Source organism: Streptomyces sp. NPDC107498, from assembly GCF_055582805.1.
On record NZ_JBVJPE010000013.1, the window covers coordinates 172640 to 186977 of the forward strand.

Genomic DNA, 14338 nt, shown 5'->3' on the forward strand with positions numbered 1-14338 from the left:
GTCCACAGGTCAGAACGGCGGGGCGCGAGGGACAGGTAGCCTTTCCCTCGTGCCCCGTCTGTCTGAAGTCATCGCCGAGCTCGACGCCCTCTGGCCACCAGAGCGAGCCGAGTCCTGGGACGCCGTCGGCACCGTCTGCGGCGATCCCGACGCCGAGGTCACCCGCGTCCTCTTCGCCGTCGACCCCGTCCAGGAGATCGCCGACGAGGCCGTCGCCCTCGGTGCCGACCTGATCGTCACCCACCACCCGCTCTACCTGCGCGGTACGACGACGGTCGCGGCCGGCCACTTCAAGGGCCGCGTCGTGCACACCCTGATCAAGCGGGACATCGCCCTCCACGTCGCGCACACCAACGCCGACACCGCCGACCCCGGCGTCTCCGACGCCCTCGCCGGGGCGCTCGACCTCCGGGTCACCGGGCCCCTCGTCCCCGAGAACAACCTCGGCCGGATCTGCGAGCTCGACCGCCCCGAGACCCTCGCCGACTTCGCCGCCCGCGCGGCCGAGCGGCTGCCCGCCACCGCGCAGGGCATCCGGGTCGCCGGCGACCCCGCCATGACCGTGCGCCGCGTCGCCGTCAGCGGCGGCTCCGGCGACAGCCTCTTCGACGCCGTGCGCGCCGCGGGCGTCGACGCCTTCCTCACCGCCGACCTGCGCCACCACCCGGTCTCCGAGGCCACCCAGCACTCCCCGCTGGGTCTGGTCGACGCCGCCCACTGGGCCACCGAATGGCCCTGGTGCGAGCAGGCCGCCGCACAGCTCGACGAGATTTCCGACCGCCAGGGCTGGGACCTCCGCGTCCACGTCTCGAAGACGGTCACCGACCCCTGGTCCTCCCACCACACCTCTTCTGGAGCCCCCAACTGAACGCCGCGCCCGCCGACCAGATCCGCCTCCTCGACGTCCAGGCCCTGGACGTCCGCCTCCAGCAGCTCGCCCACAAGCGCCGCTCGCTGCCCGAGCACGCCGAGATCGAGGCGCTGACCAAGGACCTCACCCAGCTGCGCGACCTGCTCGTCGCCGCGCAGACCGAGGAGAGCGACTGCGGCCGCGAGCAGACCAAGGCCGAGCAGGACGTCGACCAGGTCCGCCAGCGCGCCGCCCGCGACCAGCAGCGGCTCGACTCCGGCGCCGTCTCCTCCCCGAAGGACCTGGAGAACCTCCAGCGCGAGATCGTCTCCCTCGCCAAGCGCCAGGGCGACCTGGAGGAGATCGTCCTGGAGGTCATGGAGCGCCGCGAGGCAGTCCAGGAGCGCCTCGCCGAGCTGACCGAGCGGGTCTCCGCCGTGCAGGCCAAGGTGGACGACGCCACCGCGCGCCGCGACGCCGCACAGGCCGAGCTGGACACCGAGTCCGCCTCCGTCACCAAGGAGCGCGAGCTCGTCGCGGGCGCCGTCCCGGCCGACCTGATCAAGCTGTACGAGAAGCTGCGCGAGCAGCAGGGCGGCGTCGGCGCGGCCCGGCTCTACCAGCGCAAGTGCGAGGGCTGCCACATCGAGCTCAACATCACCGAACTCAACGAGGTCCGCGCCGCCGCGGCGGACACGGTCGTCCGGTGCGAGAACTGCCGCCGGATCCTCGTCCGCACCTCGGAGTCCGGCCTGTAATGCGCGAACTCGTGGTCGAGGCGGACGGCGGCTCCCGGGGCAACCCGGGGCCCGCCGGCTACGGCGCGGTCGTCCTCGACCCGGCGACGGGGGAGACCCTCGCGGAGGCCGCCGAGTACATCGGCGTGGCCACGAACAACGTCGCCGAGTACAAGGGCCTGGTGGCGGGCCTGAAGGCGGCCCGGGAACTCTTCCCGGACGCCCTCGTCCACGTCCGCATGGACTCCAAGCTGGTCGTCGAGCAGATGTCCGGCCGCTGGAAGATCAAGCACCCGGACATGAAGCCGCTCGCGGCCGAGGCCGGACGGGTCTTCCCCGCGGGCCGCGTCCGCTACGAGTGGATCCCCCGCGAGCGGAACAAGCACGCGGACCGGCTCGCGAACGAGGCGATGGACGCGGGCAAGCGGGGCCGTCAGTGGGAGCCCTCCGCCTCCACGGCAGCCCTGGACGCCTCGGCCGCCCGCAACGCCACGACCCCGCCCCCCTCGGGCCCGCCCGGCGACGCGACGGCGGGCGCGGCCAGGGCCCGAGCGGCACTGGCGGGCGCCGCTTCCGGACCGGTGCGGCCTTCGGGCGGTGCGGGTGCGGGGGCGGATGCGGCCTCGGATGGCGCGGGTGCGGCCTCCGGCGGTACGGGCGCGGGTGCGGCCTCCGGCGGTACGGGCACCGGTTCGGGCGTCCGGCCGGGAGCCGTGGCGCGCCCGGCGACCCCGCACGCCGGACCGGAGACCGGTCCGGACGACGCCCTGTTCGCCGCCGAGGAGGCCTTCGCGGCCTCCGGCGGCGCGGAGGTCTCGGGAGACTTCGAGGCCGAGGCGGGTGCCCTGGCCCCGACGGGCCCCGCGGCCCGCCCCCACGCCCCGGCGGCACCGGCCGCGCCGTCCGGCACGGACGAGCGGGCCGACGCCCCCGCGCGGACCGACGCCCCCCGCCAGGGCTGGACCGGCCCCGACATGGGCGCGCCCGCGACGTTCGTGCTGTTGCGGCACGGGGAGACCGCGCTCACGCCCGAGAAGCGGTTCTCGGGGAGCGGGGGGAGCGACCCCGAGCTGTCGGCGGCCGGACTGCGGCAGGCCGCGGCCGTCGCCGAGGCGCTCGCCGCGCGCGGCACCGTCCAGGAGATCGTCAGCTCGCCGCTCGCCCGCTGCCGTCGGACCGCCGGCGTCGTCGCCGCCCGCCTCGGCCTCGACGTGCGGATCGAGCAGGGCCTGCGGGAGACCGACTTCGGCGCCTGGGAGGGCCTGACGTTCGGTGAGGTCCGGGAGCGGTACCCGGAGGACCTCGACGCCTGGCTGGCCTCGCCGAAGGCCGCGCCGACCGGCGGGGGCGAGAGCTTCGCGACCGTCGCCCGGCGCGTCGCCGCGACCCGGGACCGGCTGACCGCCGCGTACGCGGGCCGCACGGTCCTCCTCGTCACCCACGTCACGCCGATCAAGACCCTGGTCCGGCTCGCGCTCGGCGCCCCGCCGGAGTCGCTGTTCCGGATGGAGCTGTCGGCCGCCTCGATCTCGGCCGTGGCCTACTACGCCGACGGCAACGCCTCCGTGCGGCTCCTCAACGACACCTCGCACCTGAGGTAGCCGCGGGCCGCCGGCGACGGCGCCCGCACGATCGAGGGCCGGGCCCGCGTCCCGACCCGGCCCGCTCCGGTCACGCGCCGACCGGCGCCCGCAGCGCCGCCGCGCCGCGCGCGAGGGACTCCACGCGCCCCCAGTCACGGGCGGCGAGGGCGGCGGGCGGCAGCATCCACGTACCGCCGACGCAGCCGACGTTCGGCAGGGCCAGGTAGGCGGGGGCGGATCCGGGGGAGACGCCGCCCGTGGGACAGAAGCGGGCCCGGGGGAGCGGGCCCGCGAGGGACTTCAGATACGGGACGCCGCCCGCCGCCTCGGCCGGGAAGAACTTCATGTCCTCGACCCCGCGTTCGATGAGGGCCACGACCTCCGAGGCCGTCGAGACCCCCGGCAGGAACGGCACGCCGGAGTCCCGCATCGCGCCGAGCAGCCGCTCGGTCCACCCCGGGCTGACCAGGAACCGCGCCCCCGCGCCCACCGCGTCCGCGACCCCGGTCGCCGAGACGACGGTGCCCGCGCCGACCACCGCCTCCGGCACCTCGGCCGCGATCGCGCGGACGGCGTCGAGCGCGGCCGGAGTGCGCAGGGTGACCTCGATCAGCGGCAGCCCGCCGGCCACCAGGGCCCGCGCCAGGGGCACCGCGTCGGCGGCGTCCTCGATCACGACGACGGGGACGACGGGGACGTCACGGTCCCCCGGGGCAAGGCCGAACACGCTCGTCATGGGCGTCATCCTGCCCAGGGCGAGCGGCCCCCGCAACGATCGTTGCGGAGCATGCAACGACCGTCAGTGGATCTCGTCCACGAGCACGTCGAGCACCCCCGCCTTCCCGCCCTCCTCCACCACGTACCGCAGGTCCCGCAGCGCCTCCACCAGCTCCGTCGGCGAACCCGGCTCCGCGCCCGCCTCCAGGAGGCTCCGCACGATCCGGCCCTTCGTCGCCTTGTTGAAGTGGCTGACCACCTTCCGGGTCGGCGCGTGCAGCACCCGCACCGTCGCCGTCCGGGCCGCGACCTCGCCCTTCGGCTTCCACGCGGACGCGTACGCCGACGAACGCAGGTCCAGGACGAGGCCGTCCCCGGCCGCCTCCGGCAGCACCGGGGCCATCGCCCCCCGCCAGTGCGCGCCGAGCGCCCCGAGGCCGGGCAGCTTCACGCCCATCGAGCAGCGGTACGACGGGATCCGGTCCGTCACCCGCACCGCGCCCCACAGCCCCGAGAACACGAGCAGCGAGCTCCCGGCCCGCTCCCGGGCCGCCGCGTCCAGGGTCGCCAGACCCAGCGCGTCGTAGAGCACGCCCGTGTAGACCTCCCCGGCCGGACGCGCGCCCGCCGTCCGCAGCTCCGCGTTCTTCGCGACCTCGCCGCGCAGCCCCTCGCTCAGACCGAGCACCTCGCGCGCCTTCTCCTCGTCGGCGGCGCACAGCTCGACCAGCTCGTCCAGGACCGCCGCCCGCGCGTCCGCGAGCCCCGGCAGGGACAGCGACTCCGGCTTGAGCGGCGCCCCGCGCCCCGAGGAGGCCTTGCCTTCGGAGGGCGGCAACAGCACGAGCACGGTGGTTCTCCTTCGTCCGTACGGGGATGGGGGTGCGGCCCCGACGGTCCAGCGTACGAGGTCCCGGACCCCGCCCCCGCCCGCGTGACCGGCCCCCGGCCCCGTACGAATTCCTCCGTACGAGGTGCCGCGCCCCGCCCCAGCTCATACGCTCGGTCCATGCCCCGCCGCCACCTCCACGTGACCGGCGCAGCCGAGGCTCCGCTGCGGGCCGCCCTGCGCGCACTCCGTACCGAGCTCGCGATCCCCGAGGCCTTCCCGCCCGCCGTCCTCGCCGAGGCGGAAACCGCCGCCAAGAACCCCCGGCTCCCCCCGTACGACGCCACCGACCTGCCGTTCTTCACGATCGACCCGCCCTCCTCCACGGACCTCGACCAGGCCGTGCACCTGGCCCGCCGGGCCGACGGCGGCTACCGCGTGCACTACGCCATCGCCGACGTCGCCGCCTTCGTCACCCCCGGCGGTGCGATCGACGCCGAGGCCCACCGGCGCGTCCTCACCCTCTACTTCCCCGACGGCAAGGTCCCCCTCCACCCCGCCGTCCTCTCCGAGGGTGCCGCCAGCCTGCTCCCCGGCGAGCCCCGCCCCGCCCTGCTCTGGCGCATCGACCTCGACGCCGAGGGGCGGAGGGTCGCGACCGACGTCCGCCGCGCGCTGGTCCGCAGCCGCGCCAAACTCGACTACGCGGGCGTGCAGCGGCGGATCGACGACGGGACCGCCGAGGAGCCGCTCGCCCTCCTCCGGGACATCGGCCGGCTCCGCGAGTCCCTCGAAGCCGAACGCGGCGGCATCTCCCTCAACGTCCCCGAGCAGGAGATCGTCGAGCGGGACCACACCTACACCCTCGAATACCGGGCCCCGCTCCCCGCCGACGGCTGGAACGCCCAGATCTCCCTCCTCACCGGCATGGCCGCCGCCGACCTCATGACCGCCGCCGGCACCGGCGTCCTGCGCACCCTCCCCACCGCCCCCGACGGCGCCGTCGCCCGGCTGCGCCGCTCCGCCCGGGCCCTCGGCGTCGACTGGCCGCACCACGTCTCGTACGCGGACGTCGTCCGCTCGACCGACCCCACGAACCCGCGCCACGCCGCCTTCCTCCAGGAGTGCACCACCCTGCTGCGCGGCGCCGGCTACACGGTCTTCACCGACGGCCACGTCCCCACCCCGGCCGTGCACGCCGCCGTCGCCGACGAGTACACCCACGCCACCGCCCCGCTGCGCCGCCTCGTCGACCGGTACGCGGGCGAGCTGTGCGTGGCGGCCGTCGCCGGCGACGAGCCGCCCGAGTGGGTACGGGCCGCCCTGCCCGCCCTGCCCGACGAGATGGCCACCGGCGCCCGCCGGGCCAACGCCGTCGAACGCGAGAGCGTCGACATCGTCGAGGCGGCCCTCCTGAAGGAACGGATCGGCGAGGTCTTCGACGCGTACGTCATCGACGTGAAGGAACGCGAACCGGCCGTCGGCACCGTCCACCTGGAGGACCCGGCGGTCGTCGCCCGGATCGAGGGCGGCGGGACGGGGCTCCCCCTGGGGGAGCGGCTGCGCGTCAGGCTGTCGGAAGCGGACCCGGGGACGGCGAAGGTCCTGTTCGCGCCCGCGTGAGCGCCTCGTACAGGGCCCCGGGGTCGTCGGCGTGCAGCCGGATCAGCCGTACGGGACGGGGCGCGCCGAGCAGCCGGGGCGCGTCGACCGGCCCGGCCAGCTCGATCGTGACGGAGGTCTGGGAGCCGACGGCGAGGTTCAGCTCGCCCTCGGCCCGCTCGTGCGAGAAGCACAGCTCACGGCGGACGGCCGAGATCCGGTCGAGCGGGACGGCCACGTCGACGTGCGCGGCCTGCCGCAGCCGCAGGACGTTCCCGGCGAGCGTGTGCGGGCGGGTCACGGAGGCGGCGTGCAGCCCCAGGACGAGCAGCACGGTGTAGACGTCCAGGACGAGGAAGACCGCGTGGACGAGGGGCCACTCGTCGAGCAGGTACGACATGCCGACCGTCTCGACCAGGCACACGAACGCGAAGCCGTACATCAGCGCCGCCTGGTCCCGGGCGTGCGGGAACACCCCGTCCGCTCCCGCCGTTCCGTGCCGCCGCCGCGCGGCCCAGCGCCCCAGGCTCGCCATCAGGCGCAGCTCGTGCCCCACGAGCCGCACGACGGGGCCGGGCACCAGCTCGCCCAGGGCCTCCCGGGCGGACAGCCCGCGCCGCCGCAGCCGCGTCCAGACGAGGCCCTCGGCGACGAGCACCCCCAGGACGAGCAGCTCCCCGGCGAGCAGCACGCCCCCGGGCACCCGTACGCCCGCCAGAAGACAGACGAGGAGCACGAGCTCGACGGGCGGCGCGGCGCACGCGACCCCGCGCAGCAGCCGCAGCCCCCGACCGCGCGCGGGCACGCCGCCCGCCCGGCCGCGCGCCGTCGCGCGTCCGGCGCCGCCGACCACCGGCTCCGCCACCGGGCCGCCCCCCTCGTCCGGCACCTCCGGCCTCCGCGCACCCGTCATCGACCCCGCCCCCTCTTCCCCCTCGAACCGGCGTCCCCCTCGCCCCCTCCTTTCCCACCCCGCACCCCGTCGAGTCGCCGCGCATCGGCAGGTAGCATGGTCGGCACGGCAGACGAGCCGGGCGGGCGGCCGCGTGGAGATCCTCGGATCTTCCCGAGGAACGTCCGGGCTCCACAGAGCAGGGTGGTGGCTAACGGCCACCCGGGGTGACCCGCGGGACAGTGCCACAGAAAACAGACCGCCGGGGACCTCGGTCCCCGGTAAGGGTGAAACGGTGGTGTAAGAGACCACCAGCGCCTGAGGTGACTCAGGCGGCTAGGTAAACCCCACCCGGAGCAAGGTCAAGAGGGGACACCCCGGTGTCCCTGCGCGGATGTTCGAGGGCTGCTCGCCCGAGTCCGCGGGTAGACCGCACGAGGCCGGCGGCAACGCCGGTCCTAGATGGATGGCCGTCGCCCCGACGACCGCGAGGTCCCGGGGCACAGAACCCGGCGTACAGCCCGACTCGTCTGTCGGCCCACGTGGGGAGGGCCTCCGGCCGGGTTCCGCCCGGTCGGAGGCCCTTCCACGATTCCCGTGCCCGACCGGTGCTTGAATGGACCGTCGTCTTCCGCCTGACAAGGAGAAGTGCTGTGCCCCTGGTGTCCGTCGTGATGCCCGTGTACAACTCGGCGGCGACCCTCGGTGCGGCGGTCCGGTCGGTCCTCACGCAGACCCACACCGACCTGGAGCTGCTGGTCACCGACGACAAGTCCTCCGACGACTCCATGGACCTGCTCATGGAGTTCGCCCGGCAGGACGAGCGCGTCAAGCCGCGGTCGGCCCCGGAGCAGGGCGGTGCCGGCCGGGCACGGAACCTCGCCATCGAGCGGGCCCGGGGGGACTACGTCGCCTTCCTCGACAGCGACGACATGTGGCTTCCGGAGAAGACCGAGCGGCAGATCGCGTTCGCCGCGGCGGGTGACGCGCCCCTGACCTTCACCTCGTACTTCAAGATGGACAGCGATCACGAGGGCGAGAGCACCGACTTCGTCCCGAACGGGCGCGTGGTCCGCGCGCGGGAGCACGTGGACTACCGGGCGATGCTGGTCCGGGACCACATCGGCGCCCTGACCGCCATGTACGACCGCACGGTCCTCGGCACGCGGCTGATGCCGGAGATGCGGAAGCGACAGGACTACGCCCTGTGGCTCTCGATCATGCGCGACGGTGCCGACGCCCGGGGTCTGACCGAGCCGCTCGCGGTGTACAGGGCCCACCAGGCGGGATCACTGTCCTCGAACAAGCTGTCGCTGGTCCGGTACAACTGGGAGCTGTACCGCGAGCACGAGGGCCTGTCGGTCCCCCGGTCGACGCGGGCGCTGGCCGGCGCCACGTGGCAGTCCCTGCGCAACTCGCGGATCTAGGCGCCGCCCCGCCGTGCGCCCCGGGCTCGGCGCGGACGGGCGGGTGTCGGAGGGCTCCGATACGGTCGGCTGACGAACCGCTGCGAAGGGAGCACGTCCGCATGAGCAACCGTTTCCAGGTCACCTTCGACGCCCACGATCCCCGCACGCTGTCCTCCTTCTGGCGCGACGCGCTGAGGTACGTCCACCCCGGGCCGCCCGGGGTCGAACTGCCCGAGGGCGCCGACCCGTTGGCCGCCTGGGACGACTTCCTCGCGAGGATCGGCGTACCGGAGGCGGAGCGCGACTCCAGGTCCGCCATCGAGGATCCGGACGGGCAGGGCCCCCGCGTCTTCTTCCAGCGGGTGCCGGAGGACAAGGTCGCCAAGAACAGGGTGCACCTCGACGTCCGCGCCGCCCCCGGCCTCGTGGGGGACGAGCGCATGGCGGCCCTGGAGGCCGAGTGCGACCGGCTCGTCGGCCTCGGGGCGAAGCGGGTGCGACGCTTCGAGCCCGCCCCGCCGATGAGCGCCGGCCACATCGTGATGACCGACCCCGAGGGCAACGAGTTCTGCCTGGACTGAGCGTCCGGACCCTGGGTGCGAGCGGCGAAACCGCAGGTCATACCCTGTGGGGCGCTGAGACGTCATCGGGGAGGGGCAGGGTCGCGTGGGCGTGTCGCTGGACAAGGGTCCGGTCCGGGAGGAGCGGTGGTGGCGGCGGCCCGGGTTCGTCGTCCTCTGCCTGTTCCTCATGCCGCCGGCCGGCATGGTGCTGGCCTGGCGGACCCGCTGGTCGCCCGGCCGGAAGGTCCTCGCGACCGTCCTGTCCGCCGTCTGGTTCGTGGCGGTCGGCACCAGTGACCCGCCGGCGGACCGGCCCGCGGCGGCCGACGCCCGGCCACGGGTCACCGGCTTCCCGTCCTTCACCCCGTACGCCCCGCCCACGCCCACCCCGCGCCCGCTCGTGCGGCGGGTGGTCGCCGACTACACCGGGCAGAACCTGAAGGCGGCGAAGGACGCGGCGTACGGGGCGGGCTTCCGGGCGCGCTCGCACGACGCCACCGAGGACGACAGGATGCAGTTCGTCGACGGCAACTGGAAGGTGTGCTTCCAGGATCCGGCGGCCGGGGAGACCACCACGACCGAGGAGGGGCGGCGGAGCCGGATCGAGTTCGCCGTCGTCGACGGGGCCAGTCCCTGCCCGGCGCGGGACGGCGAGGCCGTCGTCTTCCCCGAGGTGCCGGACGTCGTCGGCAAGACCTTCGGAACCGGCTCCGCGATCCTCCGGAAGGCGGGCCTGACCGGGATCCGCGGCGACAGCGTTTACACGGACGTCGATCTGGCATCCGGTCACGACGACTGGCGGATCTGCTTCCAGGACCCGGAGGCGGGCGAGGACATCGAGGACCCGCGGCACACGTCCGTCCGGCTCTCCCTCGCACGCCCCGGCCTCTCCTGCCCGAGCGAGGACGACGCCCGGCTGCACCCGGACCCCGACCCGGACCGCCGCGGCAGCGGCAGTGGCAGCGGCTCGGGGGGCTCCGGCTCGGGTTCCGGCGGATCCGACGGCGGGTCCGACGGCGGCGGCCTCGCCTACTACAAGAACTGCGACGCCGTCCGCGCCGCCGGCAAGGCCCCCATCCACCGTGGCCAGCCCGGCTACCGCTCCGGCCTCGACCGGGACGGCGACGGCAAGGCCTGCGACTGGTCCTGACGGTCCGGAGGCCGCTGTCGGGGGGACCTCACGGCCGGGGCACCCGGAGGCGGGCGCCCCGCGGGTGTACGGGTGGGGCATGACCCTTCCCGTGAACAAGCTCAGCGACCCGGCCGTGCGCGCCTTCGTCACGGCTCTCAACGCCAACGACGAGGCCGCCCTCTTCGAGGCCCTGACCCCCGACGCGACCATGTCCGACGACGGCTCCGACCGCGACGTGCGGGAGTGGCTCGACAAGGAGGTGTTCGCCTCGCGCGGGCACATGGACGTCGAGAACGAGGCGGACGGCGGCCGCGCCCTCGTCGCCCGCTACCGCAACGACACCTGGGGCGAGATGCGCACCAGGTGGCGGTTCACCGTCGACGGCGACAAGGTCTCCCGGTTCGAGACCGGCCAGGCCTGACGACCCTCCGGCCGGGGGCCCCGCCCCCGGCCGACGTGCGGTGCGGGGGGTCTCAGCCCCGCCCGATGTACGGCATCGCCGTCGCCATCACCGTCGCGAACTGCACGTTCGCCTCCAGCGGCAGTCCCGCCATGTGCACCACCGTCGCCGCCACGTCCGCCGCGTCCATCACCGGCTCCACCGCCGACTCGCCGTTGGCCTGGAGGATGCCGGTCTGCATGCGGGCCGTCATCTCCGTCGCCGCGTTGCCGATGTCGAGCTGACCGCAGGCGATCCGGTACGGCCGTCCGTCGAGGGACAGGGACTTCGTCAGGCCCGTCATCGCGTGCTTCGTCGCCGTGTACGCGATCGAGTGCGGGCGCGGCACGTGCGCGGAGATCGAGCCGTTGTTGATGATCCGGCCCCCCTGCGGGTCCTGCTCCTTCATGGTCCGGAAGGCCGCCTGGGCGCAGAGGAACGCGCCCGTCAGGTTCACGTCGACGACCGCGCGCCAGGTCGCCGGGTCCAGGTCCTCGACGGGGACGCCGCCGCCCGCGAACGTACCGGCGTTGTTGAAGAGCAGGTCGACCCGGCCCCAGTGGTCCCGTACGGAAGCGAAGAGGGCCGTCACCTCCCCCTCGGAGGTCACGTCCGTCGGAACGGTCAGGAAGTCGCCCGTCGGGAGGGCCGCCGCCGTCTCCTCCAGGGCCCCGGCCCTGCGGCCCGCGAGGGCCACCGACCAGCCGGCCGCCGCGAGGGCCAGCGCCACGCTCCGCCCGATGCCCGAACCGGCACCCGTCACCACTGCGATGCTCATGGGCGCGCAGCGTACGCGAGACGCGTGCCCCATGAACTCATCCGTCCGACACGTGGATGTTCTGTACTCGACAATGAGAGGTCGTTCCCTCCCCTTCGAATGACGGGCGGACAGCATCCGTCTGGGGAGGGGCACATGACCCACGTACAGCATTCCGAGGAACTCCGCGCGGCCGCGCGCCACTTCGGGCGCCGCCGGTTCCTCACCGTCACCGGCGCGGCCGCCGCGCTCGCCTTCGCGACCCAGCTGCCCGCGGCCGGCGCCGCGGCCGCCGCCGAACTGGACGCCCGGCGCGTCACGGAGGACCCGTTCACCCTGGGCGTGGCCTCGGGCGACCCGCTGCCCGGCTCCGTGCTCCTGTGGACGCGGCTCGCGCCCCGCCCCTTCGAGCCCGACGGCGGGCTGCCCGCCGGCCGGGTCTCCGTGCACTGGGAGCTCGCCCGCGACGAGCGCTTCGCCCGGATCGTCCGGCGCGGCCTGGCGATCGCGCACCCCGAGTTCCGGCACGGCGTCCACGTGGAGGTCGAGCACCTCGACCCCGACCGCGTGTTCTTCTACCGCTTCCGGGTCGGCGACTGGGTCAGCCCGGTGGGCCGGACCCGCACCGCCCCCGCCCCCGGAGCCCGGAACACCGCCCTCAAGATCGCCGCCGTCTCCTGCCAGGCCTACCACGACGGGTACTTCACGGCCTACGGCCACCTCGCCCAGGAGGACGTCGACGTCGTCTTCCACCTCGGCGACTACCTGTACGAGTACGCGGTGAACTCCACCGGCGGCGCCCGCGCCCACACCGACCGCCGGCTGCCCGACCTGTTCGACCGGGAGACGCTCACGCTGGAGGACTACCGGCTCCGCTACGCGCTCTACAAGTCCGACCCCGACCTGCGCGCCGCGCACGCCGCCCACCCCTTCGTCGTCACCTGGGACGACCACGAGACCGAGAACAACTACGCGGGCGACACCCCCGAGAACGGCGTCCCGCCGGAGGAGTTCCTGCTCCGCCGCGCCGCCGCCTACCGCGCCTATTGGGAGCACCAGCCCCTGCGCCGCCCCCAGCTGCCCGAGGGCCCCGACATGAGGCTGTACCGACGGCTGCGCTTCGGGCGGCTCGCCCAGTTCGACATCCTCGACACCCGCCAGTACCGCTCCGACCAGGCGTACGGGGACGGCTGGCAGGTCCCGGGCCCCGAGTCCGAGGATCCGGCCCGCACCCTGACCGGCGCCGCCCAGGAGCGCTGGCTGCTCGACGGCTGGCGCGCCTCCGGGGCCCGCTGGAACGTGCTGCCGCAGCAGGTGGTGTTCTCCGAGCGCCGCGACCGCTCCACCGCCGACTTCAAGCTGTCCATGGACTCCTGGGACGGCTACCCGGCCTCCCGGCAGCGGATCCTCGCGGGGGCCGAGGCCGCCGGCGTCGAGAACCTGATGGTGCTGACCGGCGACGTCCACGTCGGCTACGGGCTCGACATCAAGGCCGACTTCCGCGACCCGGACTCCCGGACCCTCGGCACCGAGATCGTCGCCACCTCGATCACCAGCGGCAAGGACGGCGCCGACCGGCCCTCGAACTACGCCAAGCTCCTGCAGGCCAACCCGCACCTGCGGTTCTTCAACGGGCGCCGCGGCTACGTCACCGTCGAGCTCGGCGAGGAGAGCGCCCGCGCCGACTTCCGCACGGTCCCGTACGTGACCCGGCCGGGCGCCCCCGTCACCACCGCCGCCTCCTACGTCACGGAGGCGGGCGACCCGGGCCTCACGCCCGCGTAGCCACGAGCTCGGAGGGGTAGCGGACGCCGATGTGGTCCCGTACCGCGTCGAGCGTCCGCATCACCGCGAGCGAGCCGTCCAGGGGGACGAGCGGGGACTCCGTCTCGCCGGCGCGCAGGCAGCGCATCACCTCCGCCGCCTCGTGCCGCAGGGAGTGCGGATCGTCCTCGCCCGCGTACTCCTCCGGCTCCGCGCCGTTGCGCAGCAGCGTGAACCGCCCGGGGGAGAAGAAGGCGCGCGGGACGTCGATCCGGCCCTCCGTGCCCGTCACCGAGGCCGTCAGCGGGGTGTCCGCCTCCAGCGAGCAGGACAGCAGGGCCGAGGCGCCCGAGTCCCAGCCGAGCAGCATGCCCGTGTTCAGGTCGACGCCCTCCGGCGAGATCCGCGCGTGCGCGTGGACCGTGGACGGTTCGCCGAGCAGCAGCTGCGCGAACGACACCGGGTACACGCCCAGGTCGAGCAGCGCCCCGCCGCCCGTCGCCGGGTCCCGCAGCCGGTGGCCGGCGTCGAAGGGGCCCGCGATCCCGAAGTCGGCCTGGACGGTGCGGACCTCGCCGATCGCGCCGTCGCGCACGAGCCCGGCGATCCGCCGGACCAGCGGGTTGCAGTACATCCACATGGCCTCCATCAGGAAGAGGCCGCGGTCCCGGGAGAGCGTGACGAGTTCCTCCGCCTCGCGGGCGTTGAGCGTGAGGGCCTTCTCGCAGAGCACCGCCTTCCCCGCCTCCAGGGCGAGGCCGGCCGCCGCCCGGTGCGCGTGATGCGGGGTCGCCACGTACACCACGTCGACGTCCTCGTCGGCGAGGAGCCCGGCCCATTCCCCGTACGCCCGCGGAATCCCGAACCGGTCGGCGAAGGCCCTCGCCGACGCCTCCGCGCGGGACGCCACCGCGACGACCTCCGCGCCGTCGAGCGTCATCAGGTCCGTGGTGAACCGTTCCGCTATGCCGCCCGTCGCCAGGATTCCCCAGCGCACCGTCCCGTTCGCGTCCATCCCCACCCCACAGGTCTCGACCATGCCGATCGAGCTGAGAGCATAGACA

Annotated in this window: 14 protein-coding genes and 1 other RNA gene; 10 read left to right on the forward strand and 5 right to left on the reverse strand. The window is 74.6% G+C overall.

Annotated elements, in window-relative coordinates; translation table 11 throughout:
• The first annotated feature begins 49 nt into the window (after positions 1-49).
• Genes ACZ66Z_RS23425 through ACZ66Z_RS23435 form a run of 3 tightly spaced genes read left to right on the forward strand, consistent with a single transcriptional unit; the run spans position 50 to position 3188 of the window.
• Positions 50-868 carry a Nif3-like dinuclear metal center hexameric protein gene (locus ACZ66Z_RS23425; protein WP_469936914.1) on the forward strand — a complete coding sequence of 273 codons (819 nt, stop codon included), beginning with the start codon at positions 50-52 and terminating at the stop codon, positions 866-868.
• Positions 865-1608 (forward strand): zinc ribbon domain-containing protein, encoded by a 744-nt coding sequence (locus ACZ66Z_RS23430; RefSeq protein WP_469937009.1) that lies wholly within the window; start codon positions 865-867, stop codon positions 1606-1608. Before ACZ66Z_RS23425 ends, ACZ66Z_RS23430 begins: the two co-directional genes overlap by 4 nt.
• The gene (locus ACZ66Z_RS23435) at positions 1608-3188 is read left to right on the forward strand and encodes a bifunctional RNase H/acid phosphatase (RefSeq protein WP_469936916.1); all 1581 of its coding nucleotides are present in this window, start codon (positions 1608-1610) and stop codon (positions 3186-3188) included. The genes ACZ66Z_RS23430 and ACZ66Z_RS23435 overlap by 1 nt, the downstream gene beginning before the upstream one ends.
• Before the next feature lie 70 nt (positions 3189-3258).
• Here ACZ66Z_RS23435 and eda read toward each other — a convergent pair whose 3' ends face one another.
• Complete coding sequence (eda, locus tag ACZ66Z_RS23440; protein ID WP_469936918.1) at positions 3259-3906, reverse strand: bifunctional 4-hydroxy-2-oxoglutarate aldolase/2-dehydro-3-deoxy-phosphogluconate aldolase; 648 nt, start codon at positions 3904-3906, stop codon at positions 3259-3261.
• 63 nt (positions 3907-3969) lie between these two features.
• Positions 3970-4737, reverse strand: coding sequence for a peroxide stress protein YaaA (gene yaaA / locus ACZ66Z_RS23445; RefSeq protein ID WP_469936920.1), 768 nt, complete (start codon positions 4735-4737; stop codon positions 3970-3972).
• A 159-nt stretch (positions 4738-4896) separates the two neighbouring features.
• Here yaaA and ACZ66Z_RS23450 point away from each other — a divergent pair, with 159 nt between their 5' ends.
• Complete coding sequence (locus tag ACZ66Z_RS23450; RefSeq protein WP_469936922.1) at positions 4897-6339, forward strand: RNB domain-containing ribonuclease; 1443 nt, start codon at positions 4897-4899, stop codon at positions 6337-6339.
• On the opposite strand, the gene ACZ66Z_RS23455 is transcribed toward ACZ66Z_RS23450, so the two are convergent.
• Entirely contained in the window at positions 6284-7207 is a 924-nt protein-coding gene (locus ACZ66Z_RS23455; RefSeq protein ID WP_469936924.1) for a hypothetical protein, read from the reverse strand. The two genes, ACZ66Z_RS23450 and ACZ66Z_RS23455, sit on opposite strands and share 56 nt — an antisense overlap.
• A 137-nt stretch (positions 7208-7344) precedes the next feature.
• On the opposite strand from ACZ66Z_RS23455, the gene rnpB reads away from it, so the two are divergent.
• The 5 genes from rnpB to ACZ66Z_RS23480 all read left to right on the forward strand — a co-directional run bounded on the left by rnpB (position 7345) and on the right by ACZ66Z_RS23480 (position 10735).
• An RNA gene (gene rnpB, locus ACZ66Z_RS23460) (RNase P RNA component class A) lies at positions 7345-7743 on the forward strand.
• 120 nt (positions 7744-7863) lie between these two features.
• On the forward strand, positions 7864-8637 hold the full coding sequence (locus ACZ66Z_RS23465) for a glycosyltransferase family 2 protein (protein WP_469936926.1): 774 nt from the start codon (positions 7864-7866) through the stop codon (positions 8635-8637).
• Between the two features lie 101 nt (positions 8638-8738).
• Positions 8739-9200 carry a VOC family protein gene (locus tag ACZ66Z_RS23470; RefSeq protein ID WP_469936928.1) on the forward strand — a complete coding sequence of 154 codons (462 nt, stop codon included), beginning with the start codon at positions 8739-8741 and terminating at the stop codon, positions 9198-9200.
• An 85-nt stretch (positions 9201-9285) separates the two neighbouring features.
• A complete protein-coding gene (locus tag ACZ66Z_RS23475) occupies positions 9286-10332 on the forward strand; it encodes an excalibur calcium-binding domain-containing protein (RefSeq protein WP_469936930.1) in 1047 nt (348 codons plus the stop codon).
• 79 nt (positions 10333-10411) lie between these two features.
• Positions 10412-10735, forward strand: coding sequence for a nuclear transport factor 2-like protein (locus ACZ66Z_RS23480; protein ID WP_469936932.1), 324 nt, complete (start codon positions 10412-10414; stop codon positions 10733-10735).
• A gap of 52 nt (positions 10736-10787) precedes the next feature.
• Here ACZ66Z_RS23480 and ACZ66Z_RS23485 read toward each other — a convergent pair whose 3' ends face one another.
• Entirely contained in the window at positions 10788-11564 is a 777-nt protein-coding gene (locus ACZ66Z_RS23485; protein ID WP_469936934.1) for an SDR family oxidoreductase, read from the reverse strand.
• A gap of 102 nt (positions 11565-11666) precedes the next feature.
• On the opposite strand from ACZ66Z_RS23485, the gene ACZ66Z_RS23490 reads away from it, so the two are divergent.
• Entirely contained in the window at positions 11667-13295 is a 1629-nt protein-coding gene (locus tag ACZ66Z_RS23490; RefSeq protein WP_469936936.1) for an alkaline phosphatase D family protein, read from the forward strand.
• On the opposite strand, the gene ACZ66Z_RS23495 is transcribed toward ACZ66Z_RS23490, so the two are convergent.
• Positions 13282-14289 (reverse strand): Gfo/Idh/MocA family protein, encoded by a 1008-nt coding sequence (locus tag ACZ66Z_RS23495; protein WP_469936938.1) that lies wholly within the window; start codon positions 14287-14289, stop codon positions 13282-13284. The genes ACZ66Z_RS23490 and ACZ66Z_RS23495 overlap by 14 nt on opposite strands.
• Positions 14290-14338 lie beyond the last annotated feature (49 nt).

What these genes read in the sequence shown, in the direction of transcription:
- ACZ66Z_RS23435 (WP_469936916.1), top strand. Translation starts at nt 1,608, where the DNA reads ATGCGCGAACTCGTGGTCGAGGCGGACGGCGGCTCCCGGGGCAACCCG.
- eda (WP_469936918.1), bottom strand. Translation starts at nt 3,906, where the DNA reads ATGACGAGCGTGTTCGGCCTTGCCCCGGGGGACCGTGACGTCCCCGTC.
- ACZ66Z_RS23470 (WP_469936928.1), top strand. Translation starts at nt 8,739, where the DNA reads ATGAGCAACCGTTTCCAGGTCACCTTCGACGCCCACGATCCCCGCACG.
- ACZ66Z_RS23485 (WP_469936934.1), bottom strand. Translation starts at nt 11,564, where the DNA reads ATGGGGCACGCGTCTCGCGTACGCTGCGCGCCCATGAGCATCGCAGTG.
- ACZ66Z_RS23490 (WP_469936936.1), top strand. Translation starts at nt 11,667, where the DNA reads ATGACCCACGTACAGCATTCCGAGGAACTCCGCGCGGCCGCGCGCCAC.
- ACZ66Z_RS23495 (WP_469936938.1), bottom strand. Translation starts at nt 14,289, where the DNA reads ATGGACGCGAACGGGACGGTGCGCTGGGGAATCCTGGCGACGGGCGGC.
- ACZ66Z_RS23480 (WP_469936932.1), top strand. Translation starts at nt 10,412, where the DNA reads ATGACCCTTCCCGTGAACAAGCTCAGCGACCCGGCCGTGCGCGCCTTC.
- ACZ66Z_RS23450 (WP_469936922.1), top strand. Translation starts at nt 4,897, where the DNA reads ATGCCCCGCCGCCACCTCCACGTGACCGGCGCAGCCGAGGCTCCGCTG.